Origin of the sequence: Thermoactinomyces sp. CICC 23799 (assembly GCF_016055145.1) — a bacterium.
Taxonomy (GTDB): domain Bacteria; phylum Bacillota; class Bacilli; order Thermoactinomycetales; family Thermoactinomycetaceae; genus Thermoactinomyces; species Thermoactinomyces intermedius.
Window position 1 is genome coordinate 131,027 of record NZ_JAECVV010000001.1, and the last position, 20,097, is coordinate 151,123.

The window sequence follows — 20,097 nt, forward strand, 5'->3', positions numbered from 1 at the left end:
CTTATGTATGAAACTGACCGGCCGACAGAAAATGGAATCACCCTTTCACCACCTATATCTTCAATGTCCTTTATGAAGATTACTACCCATTAACCCAATAAAAAAACCGGCTCATACAGGGGTTGCAGTGGCTCGGGCTCGGGGCCAAAACTTCCAATGGTTATGGCCTGTTGAAAATCCCGCTTACGATCAGGACAGGGGTTCCAACATGCCGAAGCCTTGATTGGAATAACTTCCGATTCCCGCTTCCATTGCCACTTCCTGAATGCGGGGGGATGCATGGATTTGCAAAGGCATTTGGTATCCTTTGATCTTTTTTCCTTTGATGTCGATCAAAGTGGCAGCTTGTTCAAGGCGAAAGCGCCCGGGATTCAGCAAACGGATGCGAATGGGATCCGGGTTGGAGTCATCCGCTCCCCATTTCAATTTGGTCCAACGATGGAGGGAATTTCGGATTTGGTCATAAAAATCGCTTTCCAGCGGATGGCAAAAGACCAACTTCCCGTCTTTGCGTACGGGAACGACCACCGGCCCCAAACAGCGATAATTCATGACAGATTCGAAACGGGGCCGTTCCTCAAAATGAATCGAGTGCAAAGGAAACCGGTGTGAAAACAGTTTTAATTGGTTAAGTGCTTGGATGCCTTGACAGAGCGCTTGCAACAAGGGAGGATGAATCGAATCCACTTTCCATGTCGCTTTTCCCTGTACCCGCATTTGCCCTGGGAATTTCCGGCAATGTTCAAAAGCGAGGGGGGAAAATACGAACGGCTTGTATTTCCGGCCTTCATAGGGGATGCCTTCCTGATGCAACCACTCTGCGAGATCCGGATCCGCCATCCGGACAGCGTGGTAAAAATAACTCATCAGGGCATATGGATAATGGTAGGGAAGAGATGTTTCCACCGGGATATCAAACGTAAACCGAATTCGCATCAAATCGCTCCTTTAATGATTCTCCTTTCACTCTAGCAAAGGAGAAACCAGGCGAACAAGAAAAAATAAGTTTGGCCGTTACCATTTGAAACAGGAGCCGGATGAAACGCTGCACAAAGTGGTCGCTCAGCTGAAAGAGAAGAATGAATTTATTCCGCTGGGGATCTTCAGCAAAAAATATTTGGCTGTTTTTCAACGAAATAGTTAAAACGATCCATGGGATTTCAAAAGATGATTGAAATGAATATTCTAAAATGACAGAAAAAACTAATTGACTGAAAAAAGATCGAAAGTTTATACTTAATTTGAAGGAAACGTTTTCGTAACGTTATATGATTTTATGTTATATAACGATAACCCAACACGAGGAGAGGGAAAATTCAAAATGGTGAAATTAATTGCGATTTACCGCCAGCCGGAAGACAAGGAGAAATTTGACGAGCATTATTACAATGTCCATGCTCCTTTGGCTGAAAAGATGCCGGGGCTGATCAAACTGGAAGTGAATAAAATTTACGGTTCGCCGGCCGGGGAGAGTGACCTGTATTTGATGGCCGAAATGTATTTTGAAAACAAAGAGGCATTGCATGCGGCCCTGGCATCCCCGGAAGGAAAAGCAGCAGGCAAAGATTTGATGTCGTTTGCCGGCAAACTGGTGCAAATGCATTTTGCCGAGGTGGTGTAAGGTCTGGCATGATGTCAACCGTGTGTGCATGCGGTTGGCGTCTTCCATCATGAATTCACAGTATTCAGATCGGTTCGTATATCGTTCCTTGAAAGCGCTACCGATAGGATTGGGACAGGTGGTTTGAGATGAAAAAGGTCAGTGAGCATTCCACAAACGAAGCGGTGATCAATCGTTTCAACCATACCTTGGGGATTGAGATCGAGCGGTTGGATGAAGAAGGTTGCACGGCATCCTTAACAATCCGCCCGGAATTTTACAACAGCATGGAGGGCGTGGTGCATGGCGGCGTGACGGCCACGTTGGCCGATGTTGCCATGGGACACGGGGCGGCTCCGCCTGTCAACGGTTTGCAACAATGCGTCACGGTGGAAAGCAAAATCAATTACCTTGCACCGGCCAGGGGAGACCGTTTGATTGCCGAGGCCAAGGTGATCAAAAGGGGATCAAAGATCATCGTGATGGAAGCCCGGGTCAAGACCGGTGACGGAAAGCTGGTGGCGGTGGCGGTTGGCACGTATGCCCGCATCCAGCCCAAACATGAATGAAAAATTTCACTCAAGGAGCATGCATGATGGGAAAAGAAACAGTATTGCTGGAGAAAGAAGGCTATTTGGGTATCATCCGGCTGAACCGTCCGGACCGGATGAATGCCTTGAATTACTCCACTTTGGTGCGGCTTGGGGAAGTGATTGGTGAACTGGAACAGGATTTTAAAGAAACCCGGGTCGTCATCGTGACAGGAGAAGGAAAAGCTTTTTGCGCCGGAGCGGATTTGAAAGAGCGGAGAACCCTGAATGAACAGCAAGTCCGCCGCAATGTAAAAAAAATCCGGGAGGTGTTTTCGGCACTGGAGAGGCTTCCGCAACCCACCATTGCCGCCATCAACGGACATGCTTTTGGCGGTGGGTTTGAGTTGGCCTTGGCCTGTGATTTCCGGTTTGCCGTACAGGAAGCCGGGATGGGACTTACCGAGGTCAGTCTGGGAATCATTCCGGGGGCCGGCGGAACACAGCGGCTGACGCGGTTGACCGGCCTTGCCAGGGCCAAGGAACTGATCTTGACCGCCCGGAAAATTACGGCCAATGATGCAAAGGATTATGGCATATTAAACGGGGTTGCCGAAAACCACGATCATCTGTTTGAGATGTGCCGTTCCTTGGCCGGTGAAATTCTTTCCAATGCCCCGTTGGCGGTGTATCAGGCAAAATACGCCATCGACCGGGGAGCCGGGTTGGATCTGCAAAGCGGATTGGACCTGGAGTCCAAAGCGTATGAGGTGTTGATCCCCACCCGGGATCGGGTGGAAGCGTTGGAAGCATTTCGTGAAAAAAGGAAGCCGGTGTTTCGGGGAGAGTAACCGTCGGCTTGGCCGAAAGGGAGGGACATTCTGGTGATATTCAATCAAGCGATGGAAACCGCATCACGGGAGGACATGCAAAACCTTCAGCTGGCCCGTCTGAAAGAAACGGTAAAGCGTTGTTATGAAAACGTTCCTTTCCACCGGGAAAATTTCGACCGTGCCGGGGTGAAACCGGAAGATATCCGTTGCCTGGAAGACATCCGGCGCTTGCCGTTCATGAAAAAGACAGACTTGCGTGAAAATTACCCGTTTAAACTTTTTGCGGTGGATCTCAGCCAAGTGATTCGCATTCACGGTTCTTCCGGAACCAAAGGAAAGCCGACGGTGGTTGGTTATACGAGAAAGGACATTGAAAACTGGGCAGAAATTGTCGCCAGGGCGATTTGCTGTGCCGGCGGCCGTCCGGGAGACATTTTTCATAATGCATACGGATATGGATTATTCACCGGAGGTCTCGGCTTGCACTACGGAATGGAATGCCTCGGTATGACAGCCGTTCCGGTTTCCGGAGGGAACACGCCCCGTCAGGTTACGCTGATTGAGGATTTCAAACCCCGCGGCATTTCCGGAACGCCTTCTTATATTCTGAACCTCGTGGAAGAAATGGAAAGGCGGGGGATGGATCCCCGGGAAACCAGCTTGGAATACGGCATTTTCGGGGCGGAGCCCTGGTCGGAAGAAATGCGCCGGCAGTTGGAAGAAAAGCTCCGCATCAAAGCAGTGGACATTTACGGATTGAGTGAAGTGATGGGGCCGGGCGTGGCGATTGAATGCCACGAAGCACAGGACGGGCTCCACATTGCGGAAGACCATTTCCTGGCGGAGGTGATTGACCCGGATACCGGGGAAGTTCTTCCTTGGGGAGCTGAAGGGGAACTGGTCTTCACGTCGTTGACCAAAGAAGCGTTTCCGGTGATCCGCTACCGGACGGGCGACATTGCATCCCTTCATCCGGAAAAATGCAAATGCGGACGCACAACCCTCCGGATGTCGCGGATCAAAGGGCGTGTGGATGACATGCTGATCATCCGCGGTGTCAATGTTTTTCCGACCGAGATCGAATCGGTGCTTTTGAGCTTCCCGCAGCTGGCTCCCCATTATCAGGCGGTGGTGGAACGGGAAGGGGCGTTGGACCGGATTGAAGTGCACTGCGAAGTCACCCCGGAATTTATGAAGCAGGCCGGGGATTTGGAAAACAGCCCGGAAATGGAGAAGCTGTCCAAAGAGATCGGTCATGCCATGAAAAGCACGCTGGGGGTTTCCATCCAGCTGAAGATTTGCAAACCGCACACCATCCCGCGCAGTGAGGGGAAAGCGATCCGGGTGGTGGACAACCGGAACAGCGCAACTGCAGGCTGAGGCTCCGGCGGGATCGGGATGAAAGGGAAACAAAACCGGAGAAGGAGGGGAGTTTGTGGCCGGATATCAGATTGGCGTCGTCGGGGCCGGCACGATGGGATCGGGAATTGCCCTGGTTTGCGCCAAAAAAGGGCACCGGGTCTTGTTGATGGATGTGGATCCGGCGATGCTGGAAAAAGCCAAAGCTTATTTTCAATCAGTTTTATCGAGAGACGTCAAAAAAGGGCGAATCAGCGAAGAGGAAAAAGTGTCGGTTTTCCGGTCCGTCCAATTTGTGGAAGACCTGAAGAAGTTGGCGGACTCGGACATGGTGATCGAAGCGGTCTTGGAACGGATGGACCTGAAAAAATCGATTTTCCGGTCGTTAAGTGAAATTTGCCGGCCCGATGCCTTGCTTTTGACCAATACTTCTTCGCTTTCCATTACCGAAATTGCCGGCGGCCTGAGGAGCCCGGAGCGGATTCTGGGGATGCACTTTTTCAACCCGGCTCCCGTCATGCCGCTGGTGGAAGTGGTCCGGGGAAAGCAATCCGGCGAAAAGCAGGCAAAGTTTGTTTATGAATTTGCGCAAAGTCTGGGGAAAGTGCCGGTGTACGCCAATGATACACCGGGATTTATCGTCAATCGCGTGGCCCGGCCTTATTACAATGAAGCGCTGCGCATTTTGGAAGACCGGGTGGCCGGGGTTGAGCAAATCGACCGAATTCTCACTGAAGCCGGCGGATTTAAAATGGGGCCGTTTGAACTCCAGGATCTGATCGGCATCGATGTGAATTTTGCGGTGACCGAATCGGTTTACTCCGGTTTTTTCCATGAGCGCCGGTTTCAGCCGAGCCGCATTCAACAAAAGATGGTTCAGGCGGGAACCATCGGCCGGAAGTCAGGTGAGGGATATTATGAGTACGACAAATAACACCGTATTGCTGACGGGAGAGAGTGTGCTGTTGCCTGAATTGAAGGAACTTTTTGCAAGCAAAGATTATGAAGTGGTGACGGAAAAGGCCGTTGAAAACGATGCACAGAAGATCGGGTTGGCCGTGGAAGTTTCCAATGTTGATCTGGAATTGAAAAAAGCCGTGATCCAAAAACTGGACCGCGAGCTTCCGCCGGATGTTCCCATTCTCACGACTTCATTGGGAGTGTCGGCCACCGAAGTGGCATCGTGGACCCGGCATCCGGAAAGAGTCTGCGGTTTTGGCACCTTCCGGCCGTTGTCGGAACGGAAATTGCTGGAGCTGGCCCCCGGACTCAGGACATCCTTGGAAACTTTGAAACGGGCGGAGGCGTTTTTTCAGTCGTTGGGCAAAAATACGGCTGTGGTGCAAGATGAGACCGGGCTGGTCTTTCCGAGGGTTTTGTCACTCATCATCAATGAAGCCGTTTTTGCAGTGATGGAGGGGACCGCAACCCCCCGGGACATCGATATTGCCATGAAAAAAGGGACGAATTATCCATACGGTCCGCTGGAATGGGCCGACCAAATCGGCTTGGACGAGGTTTACGCGGTGATCCGCGGACTGCATCGGGATTTGGCGGAAGAGCGATACCGGCCGGCTCCCTTGCTTCGGAAAATGGTGTTGGCCGGGATGCTTGGCGTCCGAAGCGGCGAAGGGTTTTATACCTATTCCGGAGAAGCGGCCCGGCCATCGACGAGGAGGGACGAACAATGAGAATTCCGGTGATCGTGGATGCCGTACGGACTGCCATCGGAAGATACGGCGGTGCATTGAAAGAGGTCCGTCCCGATGACTTGGGAGCGGTGGTGATCCGCCATCTGACAGAACGAAACGACATCCCTTTGGAACGGATTGACGACGTGATCTTGGGGTGTGCCAATCAAGCCGGTGAAGACAACCGGAATGTGGCGAGAATGTCCTTGTTGCTGGCGGGCCTTCCGGTGACGGTGCCGGGTGTGACAGTCAACCGTTTGTGCGGTTCGGGGCTGGAAGCGGTGAATCAGTGTGCCAATGCCATTGAAGCGGGGCGCGGAAAAGTTTATATTGCCGGCGGAACGGAAAGCATGACACGGGCTCCGTACGTGATGCCAAAACCGGAAAAAGGCTTTGCGCGCGGAGAGCAAAAGCTGTATGACACCACGCTCGGTTGGCGGTTTGTCAACGAAAAGCTTGCCAAAATGTATTATCCGTACAGTATGGGGGAAACCGCGGAAAATGTGGCGGAACAATACCGCATCAGCCGGGAGGAACAGGACCGGTTTGCGTTGGAAAGCCAGCAAAAGTACGCCAAAGCCCGGGAGGAAGGCAAGTTCAAAAGCGAGATTGTCCCGGTGGAAATCCCCGGGCATAAAGGGCAGGTCACCCTTTTTGCCGAGGATGAGCATCCCCGTCCGGACACGACCTTGGAACAGTTGTCCCGGTTGAAGCCGGTTTTCCGCCAAGGCGGGACGGTCACGGCCGGCAATTCTTCCGGCATCAATGATGGGGCCGCCGCCTTGTTGTTGATGGAAATGGGAACGGTCGTGAAGCTCGGCTTGAAACCGCGGGCCCGGGTGGTGGCTTCGGCTGTGGCCGGTGTGGATCCGTCCGTCATGGGAACCGGGCCGGTCCCGGCTACGAAAAAAGCGTTGAAACAGGCCGGACTTACCATCGATGAGATTGATTTGATCGAATTGAATGAAGCGTTTGCCGCCCAATCCCTGGCCTGCATCCGCGAGTTGGGGATGGATCCCGCCCGGGTGAATGTCAACGGGGGAGCCATTGCCATCGGCCACCCCTTGGGATGCAGCGGGGCACGCATTCTGACCACCTTGCTGTATGAAATGGAGCGGAGGAGTGCGCGCTACGGTCTGGCGACGATGTGCATCGGGGTCGGACAGGGCATTGCCACGATCATTGAAAGGTTGTGATCAAGAGCCCGGCGACAAGTCACAGTAGAAAGTTGACAAACTCCGTTCAACATTTGAAATATTTTTTTGTTATAATAGGCGAATAGGTTCGCGATGGAGAAAAACAGGCAACGGTTGAATGGAGTTGAAAGAGATTGAAGCCTCAATCGATGATTTTTACGATATATGGCGAATATGTCCGCCATTTTGGCGGGGAAATCTGGGTGGGCAGTCTGACCCGGTTATTGGGCCAATTCGGCATGTCCGAACAAGCCGTGCGCGTCGCCATATCCCGGATTGCCAGCCAGGGCTGGCTGAAAGCGCGCAAAGTCGGCAACCGCTCCTACTACTCTTTGACGCCCCGCGGAAAGAAGCGGATGAACGAAGCCAGTGCCCGGATTTATAAGCAATCCCCGGGCCGGTGGGACGGAAAATGGTGCATCATTCATTACAACATTCCGGAAAAGCAGAGGGCCAAACGGGATCAATTGCGAAAAGAATTGTCATGGATGGGCTTCGGCATGTTGGCCAACAGCGTGTGGATCAGTCCGAATGACTTGGCGGACCGGGTCAAAGAAATTGCCGAATCTTATGACGCCAGCGAATATATTGAAGTCTTCCGGTCCGAACATCTCGGTGTCAGCACGGACAAGCAGTTGGTGGAAAAATGCTGGAATCTGGATGAAATCAACAAAGCCTACGAAGAGTTTATCAGCCGTTATCAGCCGCAATATGAAAGATTGAAAGAGCAAGTGAAAAACGAGGAAGACATATCGGATGCGGAATGCTTTGTGGAGAAAACCAAACTGGTGCACGAATATCGCAAATTTTTGTTTATTGATCCGAGCCTGCCGGAAGAATTGTTGCCCGATTTTTGGACAGGGCGGGAGGCGGACCGGTTGTTCCGCCATTATTATGAGCTGTTGCATCCCGGTGCAGTCCGGTTTTTCCTGAGCGTTTTCAAAAGTGCGCCGGAGTAGAATCGAAGAGTGGAGACGGCCAAACGAAGAGGGGAGATTTCCCTTCTTTTTTTGTGTTTATTTATTCTGATTATAAATATATTAATGAATTTTATGCATTGAAAAACATATTACAATATGATAACATATCGTTAAACAAACGTTATATAAAAAGGTTGTGATGTGGATGCATATCGATGACCGGAAACTGTTGGGAGATCAGGAATATGGCAATGGGCATCCCGATGACGAAAAACGGCGAGAATTTCTGGCCCGGATTGAGCGCGGCGAAAAAATTGAAGCGGATGACTGGATGCCGGATGATTACCGCCGGCAGTTGATCAAACTGATCGCAATGCACGGGATCAGCGAAGTCATGGGGGCGTTGCCGGAGAAAGAATGGGTTCCCAAAGCACCCACGTTACGGCGCAAGCTGGCGATCATGGCCAAAGTTCAGGATGAGATGGGGCACGGACAATTGTTGCTGAGGGTGGCGGAAGATTTGCTGGCCCCGATTGGAAAAACCCGGGAAGACCTGATGAACGACTTATTTGTCGGAAAATTAAAATTTCATAATGTATTCCACATGGAGGCACCGACCTGGGCTGATGCCGGCGTGATCGGATGGTTGGTGGACGGGGCGGCGATCATCACGCAAACGATGTCCCTGAGCACCTCGTATGCGCCTTATGCCCGGGCGCTGCAACGGATTTGTGCCGAAGAAAAATTTCACATGCAACACGGCGAAAGTATTGTATTGAGCCTGGCAGAAGGAACCCCCCGGCAGCGCCGGATGTTGCAGGAGGCGGTCAACCGCTGGTGGCCGGCATTGCTCATGTTCTTCGGGCCGCCGGAAGACGGGGGAATTTCCAGTAACCAACGCCTGAACCTCCGGTATAAAATCCGTTCCAAAACCAACGAAGAGTTGAGGCAGGAGTTTTTCCACAAATATGTTCCGCGGATTTTCCATCTCGGGTTGACCTTGCCGGATGAGACCATTCGTTACGACGAAAAAGAAGGCCGTTGGCATTACCGGCAGCCGGACTGGAATGAATTCAAACGGATCATCAAAGGAAACGGGCCCCGATCCAAAGAGCGGCTGAGATTGAGAAAAATTTCTTATGAAGAAGGAAAATGGGTGCGTGATGCCCTGCTCGCCAAGCAACGAAACGCGGTCTGGGGGGGAAGCGTATGACCAGCGGGGACAAGGAAAAGAAAGACTTTTTCGTGTTTGAAGTCTTCAGCCAAAAGAGCCCGACTGCCCATTTCGTCCACCAGTTCAGTTTGTTGGCCCCGAATCACGAGGTGGCCATGTCCATGGCGCGCGAAAACTTTCTCCGGCGTGAACCGTGCGTCAATTTGTGGGTGGTCAAACGGGACGATATCTGGGTCCTGCCTCCGGAACAGCGCCGGTACTTGGAAAAGCTGGACAACAAGAGCTACCGGGAAACAAAAGGGTACGGCGATTTGCAATCGAAATGGCGCCGGCATAAAGAGCGGTTCGAGAAGAAAAATGCTTCAGGAAAGTAAAAGGAGGGTCCGTGTGTGAGCAATCTCCGTGTCGAATCGGCAGAGCAAGCCAAGCAGAATCCGGAATATTTATCGGCTTTGAAGGCCTTGCTTTTCCAGATTGCCGATGATGATTTCATTTTGGCTTTCCGGGGATCGGAATGGCTGGGGCTGGCCCCCCATATTGAAGAAGATGTCGCTTTTTCCTCCATTTCACAAGACATGATGGGACATGCCGTGCTCTTTTATGAAATGTTGGAAGCATTGGGGGCCGGAAAAGCCGATGATCTGGCACAACTCCGCAAGCCGGAAGAATTCCGCAATGCCGTCCTGGTGGAGCGGGTGAACGGTCCCGGACTTTATCTGGAAGAACCCCGCTATGATTGGGCTTATGCCATTGTGCGCTCGTATTTTTATAGTGTGTTCAAACAAATCCGGTTTGAATCTTTGGCCCGGTCTTCCTACCTGCCACTGCAACAGTCGGCGCGTAAAATCCTGACGGAACACCATTACCATCTGCTTCATTGGCGGGTGTGGATGAAACAATTGGCCAACAGTACGGAGGAAGCCCGGTCCCGTCTGAAAAAGGCGACGGAAAGGGCGTGGGAGGATGCGGGCGGATTGTTTCAGTTGGGGCCTGAAGCTTCCGCCATGGTCCTATACGGATTGATTGAAGACGAAGAGTCATTGACAAAGCGGTGGTTGGAGCAAGTGAACAAAGATTTTGAGGACTATGGTTTGCCTCCGGCCGGCGGGATGAAAGCGACTGGATGGAACGGGCGGGCCGGGGAACATACACCGGATCTCGCCGCGGCTCTGGCCACCTTGTCAGAAGTTTACCGGCTGGATCCCACAGCTCGTTGGTAAAGGAGAGGGTCAAGGTGGCAGAAAGGGAAGAGATGTTTTGGGAGCTGCTGCAAGAAGTGAAGGATCCGGAAATCCCGGCGGTCAGCATGGTGGAAATGGGCATGATCCATCAAGTGCGTGTCGAGGATGATGTGGTGTCCGTGGATGTTTTGCCCACTTTTGCCGGTTGCCCCGCTTTGGACATCATGAAAAAAGCGATTGAACAGAAACTGGGCGCGGTGGAAGGGGTCCGTGAGATCCGGGTGAACTTTTTGCTCGAACCGGCCTGGTCTTCCGACCGCATCAGTGATGAGGGAAGGGAAAAGCTCAAGAAAATGGGCATCATGCCGCCGCCACGCAAGGATGAGAAAAAGAAAACCTGGGAAGTGACATGTCCGTATTGCGGTTCTTCATTCACTGCTTTGGAGAACCTGTTCGGGCCGGCCGCATGCCGGAGCATTTTATATTGCAAAAACTGCAAAAATCCATTTGAAGCGCTGAAAATGATTTAAATCCAAATGGAGAAAGGGTGGCCAATCCATGAGTGAGATCAAAAAAATGTATATCCGGGGAGAATGGGTGGAAGCAGAAAGCGGAGAAACACTGGAAGTATTCAATCCGGCCACGGGAGAATGTGTGGGGGTGGTCAGTTACGGGGATGAACGGGATGCGAAAAAAGCCATCGATGCGGCGCATGAAGCGTTCAAAGAATGGTCCCGGTTGCCCGGTCGGCAAAGATCCAAATATCTCACCAAATTATACGGGCTGGTGATGAAACACCGGAATGAGCTTGCGGAACTGATGTCGGCGGAGATGGGAAAACCTTTCGGGGAAGCCAAATTTGAGGCTGTGGGCAGTGCGGACAATTTCTTGTGGTATGCCGAGGAAGCCAAGCGGATTTACGGGGAAACCATTCCGTCTTATGACGGCAACAAGCGGCTGATGGCCATCAAACAGCCGGTGGGTGTCGTGGCTGCCATCACCCCTTGGAACTTCCCGGTCAACATGGTGGCGAGAAAAATTGCCCCGGCACTTGCCGCCGGGTGTACCGTCGTATTAAAACCCGCGATGGAAAGCCCGTTGAGCGCGGTGCGGCTGTTTGAACTGATGGAAGAAGCTGGGTTCCCCAAAGGCGTGGTCAATCTGGTGCTGGCCAAGGCGGAAAAGTTTGGCGACGAAGTGTTGCAAAACCGGAAAGTGGCGAAGATCACCTTCACCGGTTCGACCGCCGTCGGCAAGCATTTGATGGAAGGTGCGGCCAAGCAGGTGAAACGGATCAGCATGGAGCTTGGCGGACACGCTCCCTTCATTGTGTTTGAAGACGCCGATCTCGATGCGGCGGTGGCCGGTTTCTTTGAAAGCAAATTCCGCAATTCCGGGCAAATGTGCATTAGCACCAACCGTTTGTATGTCCATGAGTCCGTGGTTGATGCGTTTACGGAAAAACTGGTCGCACGGTTGAAAAAAACCAAGGTGGGTGACGGGCGCCAAAAAGGCGTGGAGATCGGACCGCTGGTGGATGAAGAAGCATTAAACGGGGTGATGGAACACATCCGTGATGCCAAAGAAAAAGGAGGCCGCGTGATCTTTGGCGGAAACAGGCTGACAGAAGGGGAATACAGCAAAGGATTTTTCCTGGAACCGACTGTCATCACCCATGTCACCCCGGATATGAAAATTACTTATGAAGAAACATTTGGTCCCGTCGTGCCGATTATTCCCTTTAAAGAGGAAGAGGCCGTGTTGGAGATGGCAAACGACACCCGCTACGGATTGGCCGCCTACTGCTATACGAAGGACAACAGCCGCTGCTTCCGGGTGGCAGAGTCCTTGGAATATGGCATCATCGGTGTCAATGACGGCACCCCGACCCAGACCCAGGCACCTTTCGGCGGGTTGAAGGAAAGCGGCTTGGGCCGTGAAGGAGGTCGCTATGCGATGGAAAGCTTCCTGGAAACCAAGTTTATTTCCATGTCCATTTAGCCATTACTTCGAATTCTTTCCTTGCTTTTATTTTTAAACACTGAATTTGGATGGTGTCTGCAGAAGAGCTGAACCCTTGCGGATTCAGCTCTTTTCATGTGCGCCCGGCATGCGTATATGCTATAGGGTTCAAGTCCCGAACTGCGAAGGCAGCAGTAGCAGTTAGCCTAAGGCAGGGGTGTCCGCCGTGAGACGGAATCCGAAGGAAGCCGGCGGCAAACCTCCGGCCCGAGGAACACGAACCTCATACGAGGCCAGGCACCGTTGGATGAGTCTGCATGACAAGACAAAATCCTTGCTGCCGAAGGCGGTGCAGGGTAAATGAGGCGGGTGGATGGAGGAGAAGGATGTGCGCTTACCCGGGGAGGTCTGGCTGGTACGCCATGCCCTCATGGTAACCTCTTTCGGAAGGAAGAGCTGAACAGCCAGAAGTCAGCAGAGGTCATAGTACCCAAGTAGGGGACGCCTGAACGGGGAAGGACCGAACACTTGAGGAGAACACGTCACCAGGCGTTCATTCCCTTGCAATGAAGCAGCCAATCCAAAACGGAGCTGCCCGGAGGAGGAAACGGTGAATCCCGTGGGGGTCTCCGGGAGGGTGGAGCAAGGGATGGCACAAATGGACCGACATGTTCACGAAGGCGGGGAATGTCGAGATGCTGATGGAGCGAATCCTGTCACGAGAAAATCTTCGAAAAGCGCTCAGACGAGTGGAAAAGAATAAAGGGAGTCATGGAGTGGATGGGATGACTGTAGAATCCCTCAGGGCTTATCTCATGACCCACTGGGCTTCCATCCGCGCTTCCATCGAAGATGGAAGCTATGTACCGTCTCCTGTCCGAAGGGTCGAAATCCCGAAACCTACCGGGGGAGTTCGGTTACTTGGCATTCCTACCGTACTGGACCGTTTCATCCAGCAAGCGATCGCCCAAATTCTCACCCCACTCTTTGACCCGACTTTTTCTGAATTCAGCTATGGATTCAGACCGGGTCGACGCGGGCACGATGCAGTCAAGAAAGCTCGTTCATACATGGAAGCAGGATATCGTTGGGTGGTAGACATCGATTTGGAAAAGTTTTTCGACCGGGTCAACCACGACCGGCTGATGGGAACTCTTGCGAAAAGAATTCAGGACAAAACACTCCTCAAATTGATTCGTCGATACCTCGAATCCGGTGTGATGAGCAGCGGAGTGAAGGTAGCCAACGAACAAGGGGTACCGCAAGGCGGCCCTTTGAGCCCGTTGCTTGCAAATATTGTCCTGGACGAACTGGACAAAGAGTTGGAGCGAAGAGGACACCGATTCGTCCGCTACGCGGACGACTGCAACATCTATGTGAAATCCAGACGGGCCGGAGAACGGGTCATGGCCTCAATTTCCCGTTTCATTGAGGACAAACTCCGTCTGAAAATAAACATGGAGAAAAGCGCAGTCGACCGACCGTGGAAACGAAAGTTTCTTGGCTTCAGCTTTACATGGGGACGCAAACCGAAAATTCGTGTTGCCAAAGAAAGCTTGAAACAAGTCAAACAGAAACTGAAGGAACTGACCTCCCGCTCCAAGCCCATCCCCATGGAGAGTAGGATCGAAGAGATCAATAAAATCACTGTGGGGTGGTGCAATTACTTTGCCCTCGCAGAAACTCCCACCCCTTTTCGCCGACTGGACGAGTGGCTGAGAAGAAGACTGCGCATGTGTCTGTGGAAACAATGGAAGACTCCGAAAACCCGAGTCAGGAAACTGGTCTCACTGGGGGTACCGAAGGGGAAAGCCTTTGAATGGGGAAACACGCGCAAGAAATACTGGCGAATTGCCGGTAGTCCCATCCTTCAGAAAACACTTGACTCTGCCTATTGGCAGAGTCAGGGACTGAAGAGTATGGGTGATCGATATTTCCTGTGTCGTCAGACTTGAGTGAACCGCCGTATACCGAACGGTACGTACGGTGGTGTGAGAGGACGGGGGTTAGTCACCCCCTCCTACTCGATTAGTTGTCCCGGTTATGGGCTTAATGCTCGCCGGCCAGTTGTGACAAACATTGATTAACTTGGCTCATGATTCTTTTTATCAGTTCCTCCGCCGGTTCACAACGGCTGAGGGCAGCGGCTTGGCCGGCCCACAACGCCATGTAATCCGTGTTTCCTTTTTTGGAGGCTGCTTGGCGCAGGTACTTGGTCAAGGCATTTTGGACGGGGTATGGGGGAAGGGGATGGGGATAGTTCTTCATTTCCCGGATAAATTCGTTTTGGATGGCCCGTGCCGGCTTTCCGGAAAAGACGGTTGTCATGACGGTGCTTTCATCGGTGCTTTGCAGGGCGGCTTCTTTGTGTTTGTCATGGGCGCTGCTTTCCAAGGTGGGTAAAAAGGCCGAGCCCATTTGAACCCCGTCCGCCCCCAGAGCCAGGCTGGCCAGAACCCCGCGACCGTCCATGATCCCGCCGGCGGCAACGACCGGAATCCGGACATGATCCACCACTTGAGGGATCAGGGCCATCGTTCCGACATATGGAAATTCGGCGGAGAGAAAGGTTCCCCGGTGGCCTCCCGCTTCACTTCCTTGGGCCACGACGGCATCCATCCCGCTCTTTTCCACTTCGACAGCTTCCCGCACCGAAGTGGCTGTCCCGATGACCACCGTGTGACGGGCATGCATCTCCTGGATGACGGCGGGGGACGGAATTCCAAAAGTGAAGCATGCGACAGGGACCTTTTCTTCCAGAATGACGTGAATTTGTTCTTCAAAGGAAATGGCGGCATGGCTTGTGGTTTCTTGGCCGGAGGCACCGGCGGCTTCTTCAAACCGCTTGAGATGATTTTTCATCAGGCGTTCTTGTTCCGCATTGGTTTCATAAGGCGCGGGAACCATCAAGTTGACGGCAAACGGACGGTCTGTTTGCTTCCGGATTTCCCGGATGGCTTGGCGGATGTCTTCGGGAGACATATAGCCCGCTCCCAGTGATCCCAGACCGCCGGCATTGGATACCGCCGCAACGAGCCGGGGACTTGTGATCCCGCCGGCCATTCCTGCCTGGATAATGGGGCTGGAGATTTGCAATAATTCGGTTAACCGGGTTTGATACCAAGGCATGTGAATCCCTCCCTGATCATGTTGTAAAATCCATCCGGGATCGTTTCTTTTGCACGGAATGCGATTTGAAGGTGGATTTTCAACAACCTAAATAAAACCTTAACTTTATTCTATGAAATTTACGGAATGATTTGAATTGTCGTGTCAGACGATCTCTTGATAAATGCATTCGATTTATACAGTTCCTGTCCAAAATTCTCACAGGAACGCCTCTTTATAAGGAAGAATGATCATGCAAAAAAGAAGATAAACTTTTTGAGCTGGTGAAGATGATTTGATTCATTTTAGAGAGGGAATCGGATGAACATTGAAAAAGAAAGCAGTAAACCTCTTGACAAAAAATTAATTTATGCTATAATTTAAAATTAATTCTATATTATATATAATGGGATTCCCGGACGTGGGGGGATCCCATTTTTTTTAAAGGGGTGTATGGACGTGAAAAAAGGGGAATCCAGTTTAACCGCGCTGATTTCCGCATTTGGCAGGGCTTATCACAGCCAATTTGATACACCAAAGATTTTCGACGATTTTCTCGCCAAACAATTGATGACACAAGAAGAATATGATGCCATTAAAACCCATATGGTTCAAGGAATTTCGTTTTTCAACCCGGAAATGGCCGAGCAACATCGGGACAATCCGGATGAAATATTGAAATGGATCACCCAAGTTCAGTTATCGCCAACGCCTTTGGCACGGTCGGCCTATTGCGAAGCGGTATTGCAAAAGGAAATCGAATCAGGGGTCAGGCAATATGTCATTCTCGGTGCAGGCATGGACACGTTTGCCCAGCGGTATCCGGAACTGAAAAACAGATTGGAAATCTTCGAATTGGATCACCCTTTCACCCAAACGTTTAAATTGCAAAGATTGCAGGAGGCGGGTTTGGAAATACCGGATCATCTTCATTTCATTGCTTGTGATTTTACAAAGCCGTTTTCTTACGAAAAACTGTATGAAAAAGGCTTTGGCGATCAAAAAACCTTTTTCAGTTTGCTGGGCGTTTCTTATTATTTAAGCAAAGAGGAGTTGGCCGATTTGCTCCGGCATTTGTTTGCGAACGTTCCGGCGGGAAGTTCCATTGTTTTCGATTTTGCCGATGAACGACTTTTTGAAGAAAAAGGGTTCTGCAACCGGGTGGAGAACATGGTGAAAATGGCCGCGGCTGCCGGAGAGCCGATGAAATCTTGCTTTTCATTGCCGGAAATGGAGAACATGTTGGAGAAACCGGGCTTGCGGATCGTTGAACATTTATCGCCGGTCGATATTCAGGAGCGGTATTTTCGCAATCGGAATGATCATTTGTCTGCCTGCGAAACGATCCATTTTCTTCATGCCGTAAAAAGGGAAGAACTTTGATAAGATTCTTTCTTTCAAAGAGAGGATGAAGGATGATTCTGGAAACAGAAAGATTGTACTTGAGGGAATTGAAACAGGAGGATCTGGACCGTCTTCATGCCATCTTCTCCGATGAAGAGACCATGCGGTTTTACCCGGCGCCTTTCACCCGGGAACAAACCGGGCAATGAATCCAAAAAAATCAAGAACGATACCGGAAAGACGGGTTCGGACTGTGGGGGGTGTGCCTGAAAGAAACAGATGAACTCATTGGTGATTGCGGACTGGTTCGCCAGACCGTGGACGGCCGCACGGAAATTGAAATCGGGTATCATATCCATAAAAAGTATTGGTCCAGGGGATTTGCCACGGAAGCGGCCAAAGCATGCAAAGCATATGGCTTTCATCAATTGCATTTCAATAAATTGATCTGTCTCATCGATCCGAAAAATATTCCTTCCATCCGGGTGGCGGAAAAAATCGGTTTTACCAAAGAAAAAGAGGTTTTTATATTTGGCAAAAACCATGCGGTTTATTCGGGGGATAAGGAATAAGCTTACCGGGGATCCATCGGGTCTTGTATAAATCATCATCAGAAGCACTTGCCCTGTGTATTTGCAGGCAAGTGCTTCATTGGCAATTAAAGATTGTTTTTTAATTTTTCCGGATCATGCTGAGGGTTTTTTATCATTCATCCAACTCTCCTCCGGGAAGAGCCGTAATCACGTGATCTTATGATTGATTAAACCACGTGGTTCATGAGCCATTCTTTGGCTTTATCGCCTTCAAGCATTATTGGATTTTCAGGTGTACCGATATTAATGCTTTTTATATATGCATTATCAATACCTCTGATGTCTGTTAATTTTGCCCCTTTAATCAAAACATCTTCAAAAACGGAGACACTTACATCCACATGTTTCAAAGTAGCCTCACGAAAGTCAGCCTCCACAAAAAGACTGTTCACTAACTTGGCATGGGTCAGGTCTGTTTTGTAAAAGATGGTTTCAAAGCACTCACATTTAACAAACCTTGCATTTTTGGCATTAGCATGAGAGAAATTCACATAAGATAAATTTGCTTTCGTAAAATCAGCATGGGCCAAATTGGTATATTGAAATGTGGAGGAACACAGATGTGATGCAAACCAATCTTTACTTTTTAAGTTCATTCCATCAAATACACAATCTGTTAAAAAAGATTGATCCAAGGGATATTCCATTAAATTCATTTCACGAAAATCGATTGCGTCCAATTTTAATTTTTCGCCTTTTTTGCCAATCGTTTTAATCCATATTTTATGGGCTTCCAGACAATTCAATATTTTTTCTTGCATTTTGAAAACCTCTTTCTATGGATACCATATGATTCGGTCCTCAACCCCATTCTTTTTAATTGCATCTTCTAACTCTTTGACATGTTGAGGAATTAAATCTCTTTTATCAATAATTACATTATGACCTCTGCGAAACTCCGCATTAATCTTTTTCATTGCTTTTTCAACAGTAAAAGCGCCCTTTCTTGGAGAAGTGTGACCATTTGGATAGGAAACAAAACTTTTTATGTCCCATTTTATACCTGTGGTGGTATCAATAAATTCTGCGCCCCCGTCAGCCTGTGGATCACGAATGATTTTTCCCAGCTTTCCTTGACTTTCAAGCGCTAAACCTATTTCTCTTTCTTTAATCCCCTGTTCTGTAATTTGTCCGCCATGAGAAGGGTCTCTTGCTAAATCGTCATATTCCTCTTGGGTTCTTTTGACAGGATGATTTTTCTGATTTTTTCCACCCCCGTTTGTGCCTTCAATCCGATTCACCTCAGGTCTCCGGGGAATGTCCGGGGGTCCGCCGGCAGGCTGCAGTTTGGGACCGAATCCGAATCGTTCAGCCAGATCATCAATATAGACACCAAATTTCTTTAATAATTTCTTTCCGCCATTAAATATTCCTTTCAGGATCACCCCTGCTTTTTTGCCGGGGCCGGAAGCAATGCCGATGGCTGAGATCACTTTATCGACCGGGCTCAGTTTGTCCCCGGAGATGGAATCTTTTCCGGTAAAGAGGTCCTTCAAATTTTTGATGTTGGAGATGACCGGAATACAGTCGACAACGCTGCTTAACGCCCGGTCTGCCTCTTTTTTCCTTTCGCCTTGCAATGGATCGCCTGTGTATAGATCATATCCCAACAAACTTTCGACTGATTTTTTGAAGAAGCCGTCCAAAAATTCGTCATTTGCCTGCTTGCTTAATTTCTCCAAGTCTTTTTTATCCTTGGCGGCACCGATCCAGATAAGAAAATCGCCCAGCCAGGTGTTTTCGTCTTTTTTCTGTTGCGCACCTTGATTCGGTTTGACTTTGGTAAAGTCCTCATTCACTTCGGGAACCTCAAAACCTCCCGATGGATCGGCATAGCATGTTCCCGCCGACATGAAAAGAACAGCGAAACAAACAACAAGCCTGAACAAGGTCATGCAGAATCTTTTGATCATGATGATCACCCTGTTTAAAAAATCATAAGAATTATGGCAATCAAAAGGTTAACCAATACAACCAACAGCAGGGAAATGAGCATGGCGAAAAATCCCCTGAGTTTGGAAAAAGAGTGGATTTCTCCCAATGCAACGGCCATAAAGACGGCCCACCAGATCAAGATGGCCAGATCAAGCAGATGGAGGAAAATAAATAAGATTGATAAAAATGTACTGTTTTCCACGGTGGGTTGAACGGTTTGAAAAATTTCGTTTCCCAGGATCAGGATTTCCAAAAATCGGATGATCAGCGAAGCGGCAAAAAAGATCCCTGACCATGCGACGACGGGTTTGATTTCTTTGGTTGATCCTGTGCCCCCAACCATTGTCCGGTAATGGAAAACAAATAGGTGGAAATCCAGACAAACAGGTAACCGGTCACCGGACTAAAGATGATTGCAATCAGCAAGATGGCGGACAAGCTCAAGGTATCCCCTGTGGAGTTGAAATAAGAATTGTCCAGATTCATGGAAAGGCCGGTCAGCAATATCAGCATAACGGGTATTTTCTTGTTGTTTAAAATCCGCTGGACCGTGTCCCCGGGGTTTAACCATATGGACAACCATGGAATGTTGAATTTGTTTTTCAATGGAGACAACCTCCCGTAAAAATGTAATGTTCCGTACGGATCTCATGGATCAATCACCAAACCGG

20 protein-coding genes and 1 pseudogene are annotated in these 20,097 nt (G+C 50.1%); 16 read left to right on the plus strand and 5 right to left on the minus strand.

The window, feature by feature from the left end; all coding sequences use genetic code 11:
- Positions 1–189: 189 nt before the first annotated feature.
- A complete protein-coding gene (gene cas6 / locus I8U21_RS00755; protein WP_181731079.1) occupies positions 190–936 on the minus strand; it encodes a CRISPR-associated endoribonuclease Cas6 in 747 nt (248 codons plus the stop codon).
- A gap of 385 nt (positions 937–1,321) precedes the next feature.
- Here cas6 and I8U21_RS00760 point away from each other — a divergent pair, with 385 nt between their 5' ends.
- The 14 genes from I8U21_RS00760 (at position 1,322) to ltrA (ending at position 14,401) form a co-directional block, all read left to right on the plus strand.
- The gene (locus tag I8U21_RS00760; RefSeq protein ID WP_181731078.1) at positions 1,322–1,621 is read left to right on the plus strand and encodes an EthD family reductase; all 300 of its coding nucleotides are present in this window, start codon (positions 1,322–1,324) and stop codon (positions 1,619–1,621) included.
- 128 nt (positions 1,622–1,749) lie between these two features.
- A complete protein-coding gene (locus I8U21_RS00765; RefSeq protein WP_181731077.1) occupies positions 1,750–2,169 on the plus strand; it encodes a PaaI family thioesterase in 420 nt (139 codons plus the stop codon).
- A gap of 26 nt (positions 2,170–2,195) precedes the next feature.
- A complete protein-coding gene (locus tag I8U21_RS00770) occupies positions 2,196–2,981 on the plus strand; it encodes an enoyl-CoA hydratase-related protein (RefSeq protein WP_181731076.1) in 786 nt (261 codons plus the stop codon).
- Positions 2,982–3,014: 33 nt separating this feature from the next.
- Positions 3,015–4,343, plus strand: a complete 1,329-nt coding sequence (gene paaK / locus I8U21_RS00775) for a phenylacetate--CoA ligase PaaK (RefSeq protein WP_181731075.1) — start codon at positions 3,015–3,017, stop codon at positions 4,341–4,343.
- A gap of 55 nt (positions 4,344–4,398) precedes the next feature.
- Complete coding sequence (locus I8U21_RS00780; protein WP_181731074.1) at positions 4,399–5,256, plus strand: 3-hydroxyacyl-CoA dehydrogenase NAD-binding domain-containing protein; 858 nt, start codon at positions 4,399–4,401, stop codon at positions 5,254–5,256.
- Positions 5,240–6,013, plus strand: coding sequence for a 3-hydroxyacyl-CoA dehydrogenase family protein (locus I8U21_RS00785; RefSeq protein ID WP_181731073.1), 774 nt, complete (start codon positions 5,240–5,242; stop codon positions 6,011–6,013). Before I8U21_RS00780 ends, I8U21_RS00785 begins: the two co-directional genes overlap by 17 nt.
- Complete coding sequence (gene pcaF / locus I8U21_RS00790; protein WP_198053040.1) at positions 6,010–7,209, plus strand: 3-oxoadipyl-CoA thiolase; 1,200 nt, start codon at positions 6,010–6,012, stop codon at positions 7,207–7,209. The genes I8U21_RS00785 and pcaF overlap by 4 nt, the downstream gene beginning before the upstream one ends.
- Positions 7,210–7,343: 134 nt before the next feature.
- On the plus strand, positions 7,344–8,168 hold the full coding sequence (gene paaX / locus I8U21_RS00795; protein WP_181731071.1) for a phenylacetic acid degradation operon negative regulatory protein PaaX: 825 nt from the start codon (positions 7,344–7,346) through the stop codon (positions 8,166–8,168).
- A 166-nt stretch (positions 8,169–8,334) separates the two neighbouring features.
- On the plus strand, positions 8,335–9,342 hold the full coding sequence (gene paaA, locus I8U21_RS00800; RefSeq protein WP_181731070.1) for a 1,2-phenylacetyl-CoA epoxidase subunit PaaA: 1,008 nt from the start codon (positions 8,335–8,337) through the stop codon (positions 9,340–9,342).
- Positions 9,339–9,677 carry a 1,2-phenylacetyl-CoA epoxidase subunit PaaB gene (paaB, locus tag I8U21_RS00805; protein WP_181731069.1) on the plus strand — a complete coding sequence of 113 codons (339 nt, stop codon included), beginning with the start codon at positions 9,339–9,341 and terminating at the stop codon, positions 9,675–9,677. The genes paaA and paaB overlap by 4 nt, the downstream gene beginning before the upstream one ends.
- A gap of 15 nt (positions 9,678–9,692) precedes the next feature.
- Positions 9,693–10,523 (plus strand): 1,2-phenylacetyl-CoA epoxidase subunit PaaC, encoded by an 831-nt coding sequence (gene paaC / locus I8U21_RS00810; RefSeq protein WP_181731068.1) that lies wholly within the window; start codon positions 9,693–9,695, stop codon positions 10,521–10,523.
- 32 nt (positions 10,524–10,555) lie between these two features.
- Positions 10,556–11,014: a 1,2-phenylacetyl-CoA epoxidase subunit PaaD gene (paaD, locus tag I8U21_RS00815; protein ID WP_181731227.1), complete on the plus strand. Its 459-nt coding sequence runs from the start codon at positions 10,556–10,558 to the stop codon at positions 11,012–11,014.
- Positions 11,015–11,042: 28 nt separating this feature from the next.
- Positions 11,043–12,485, plus strand: a complete 1,443-nt coding sequence (locus tag I8U21_RS00820) for an NAD-dependent succinate-semialdehyde dehydrogenase (protein ID WP_181731067.1) — start codon at positions 11,043–11,045, stop codon at positions 12,483–12,485.
- 656 nt (positions 12,486–13,141) lie between these two features.
- Positions 13,142–14,401: a group II intron reverse transcriptase/maturase gene (gene ltrA / locus I8U21_RS00825; RefSeq protein ID WP_198053041.1), complete on the plus strand. Its 1,260-nt coding sequence runs from the start codon at positions 13,142–13,144 to the stop codon at positions 14,399–14,401.
- A 94-nt stretch (positions 14,402–14,495) separates the two neighbouring features.
- On the opposite strand, the gene I8U21_RS00830 is transcribed toward ltrA, so the two are convergent.
- On the minus strand, positions 14,496–15,575 hold the full coding sequence (locus I8U21_RS00830) for an NAD(P)H-dependent flavin oxidoreductase (RefSeq protein WP_181731066.1): 1,080 nt from the start codon (positions 15,573–15,575) through the stop codon (positions 14,496–14,498).
- 432 nt (positions 15,576–16,007) lie between these two features.
- Between I8U21_RS00830 and I8U21_RS00835 the strand changes: the two genes are divergently transcribed.
- Together I8U21_RS00835 and I8U21_RS00840 are read left to right on the plus strand one after the other, a co-directional pair.
- A complete protein-coding gene (locus I8U21_RS00835) occupies positions 16,008–16,937 on the plus strand; it encodes a class I SAM-dependent methyltransferase (RefSeq protein WP_198053042.1) in 930 nt (309 codons plus the stop codon).
- Between the two features lie 32 nt (positions 16,938–16,969).
- Positions 16,970–17,470: pseudogene (locus I8U21_RS00840) on the plus strand (GNAT family N-acetyltransferase).
- Between the two features lie 188 nt (positions 17,471–17,658).
- Here the strand turns inward: I8U21_RS00840 and I8U21_RS00845 are convergent.
- From I8U21_RS00845 to I8U21_RS00855, 3 genes are all read right to left on the minus strand, one after another.
- Complete coding sequence (locus tag I8U21_RS00845; protein WP_121874170.1) at positions 17,659–18,252, minus strand: pentapeptide repeat-containing protein; 594 nt, start codon at positions 18,250–18,252, stop codon at positions 17,659–17,661.
- 15 nt (positions 18,253–18,267) lie between these two features.
- Complete coding sequence (locus I8U21_RS00850) at positions 18,268–19,404, minus strand: pre-toxin TG domain-containing protein (protein WP_049720428.1); 1,137 nt, start codon at positions 19,402–19,404, stop codon at positions 18,268–18,270.
- A 286-nt stretch (positions 19,405–19,690) separates the two neighbouring features.
- The gene (locus I8U21_RS00855; RefSeq protein ID WP_198053043.1) at positions 19,691–20,032 is read right to left on the minus strand and encodes a hypothetical protein; all 342 of its coding nucleotides are present in this window, start codon (positions 20,030–20,032) and stop codon (positions 19,691–19,693) included.
- Between the last annotated feature and the right edge of the window lie 65 nt (positions 20,033–20,097).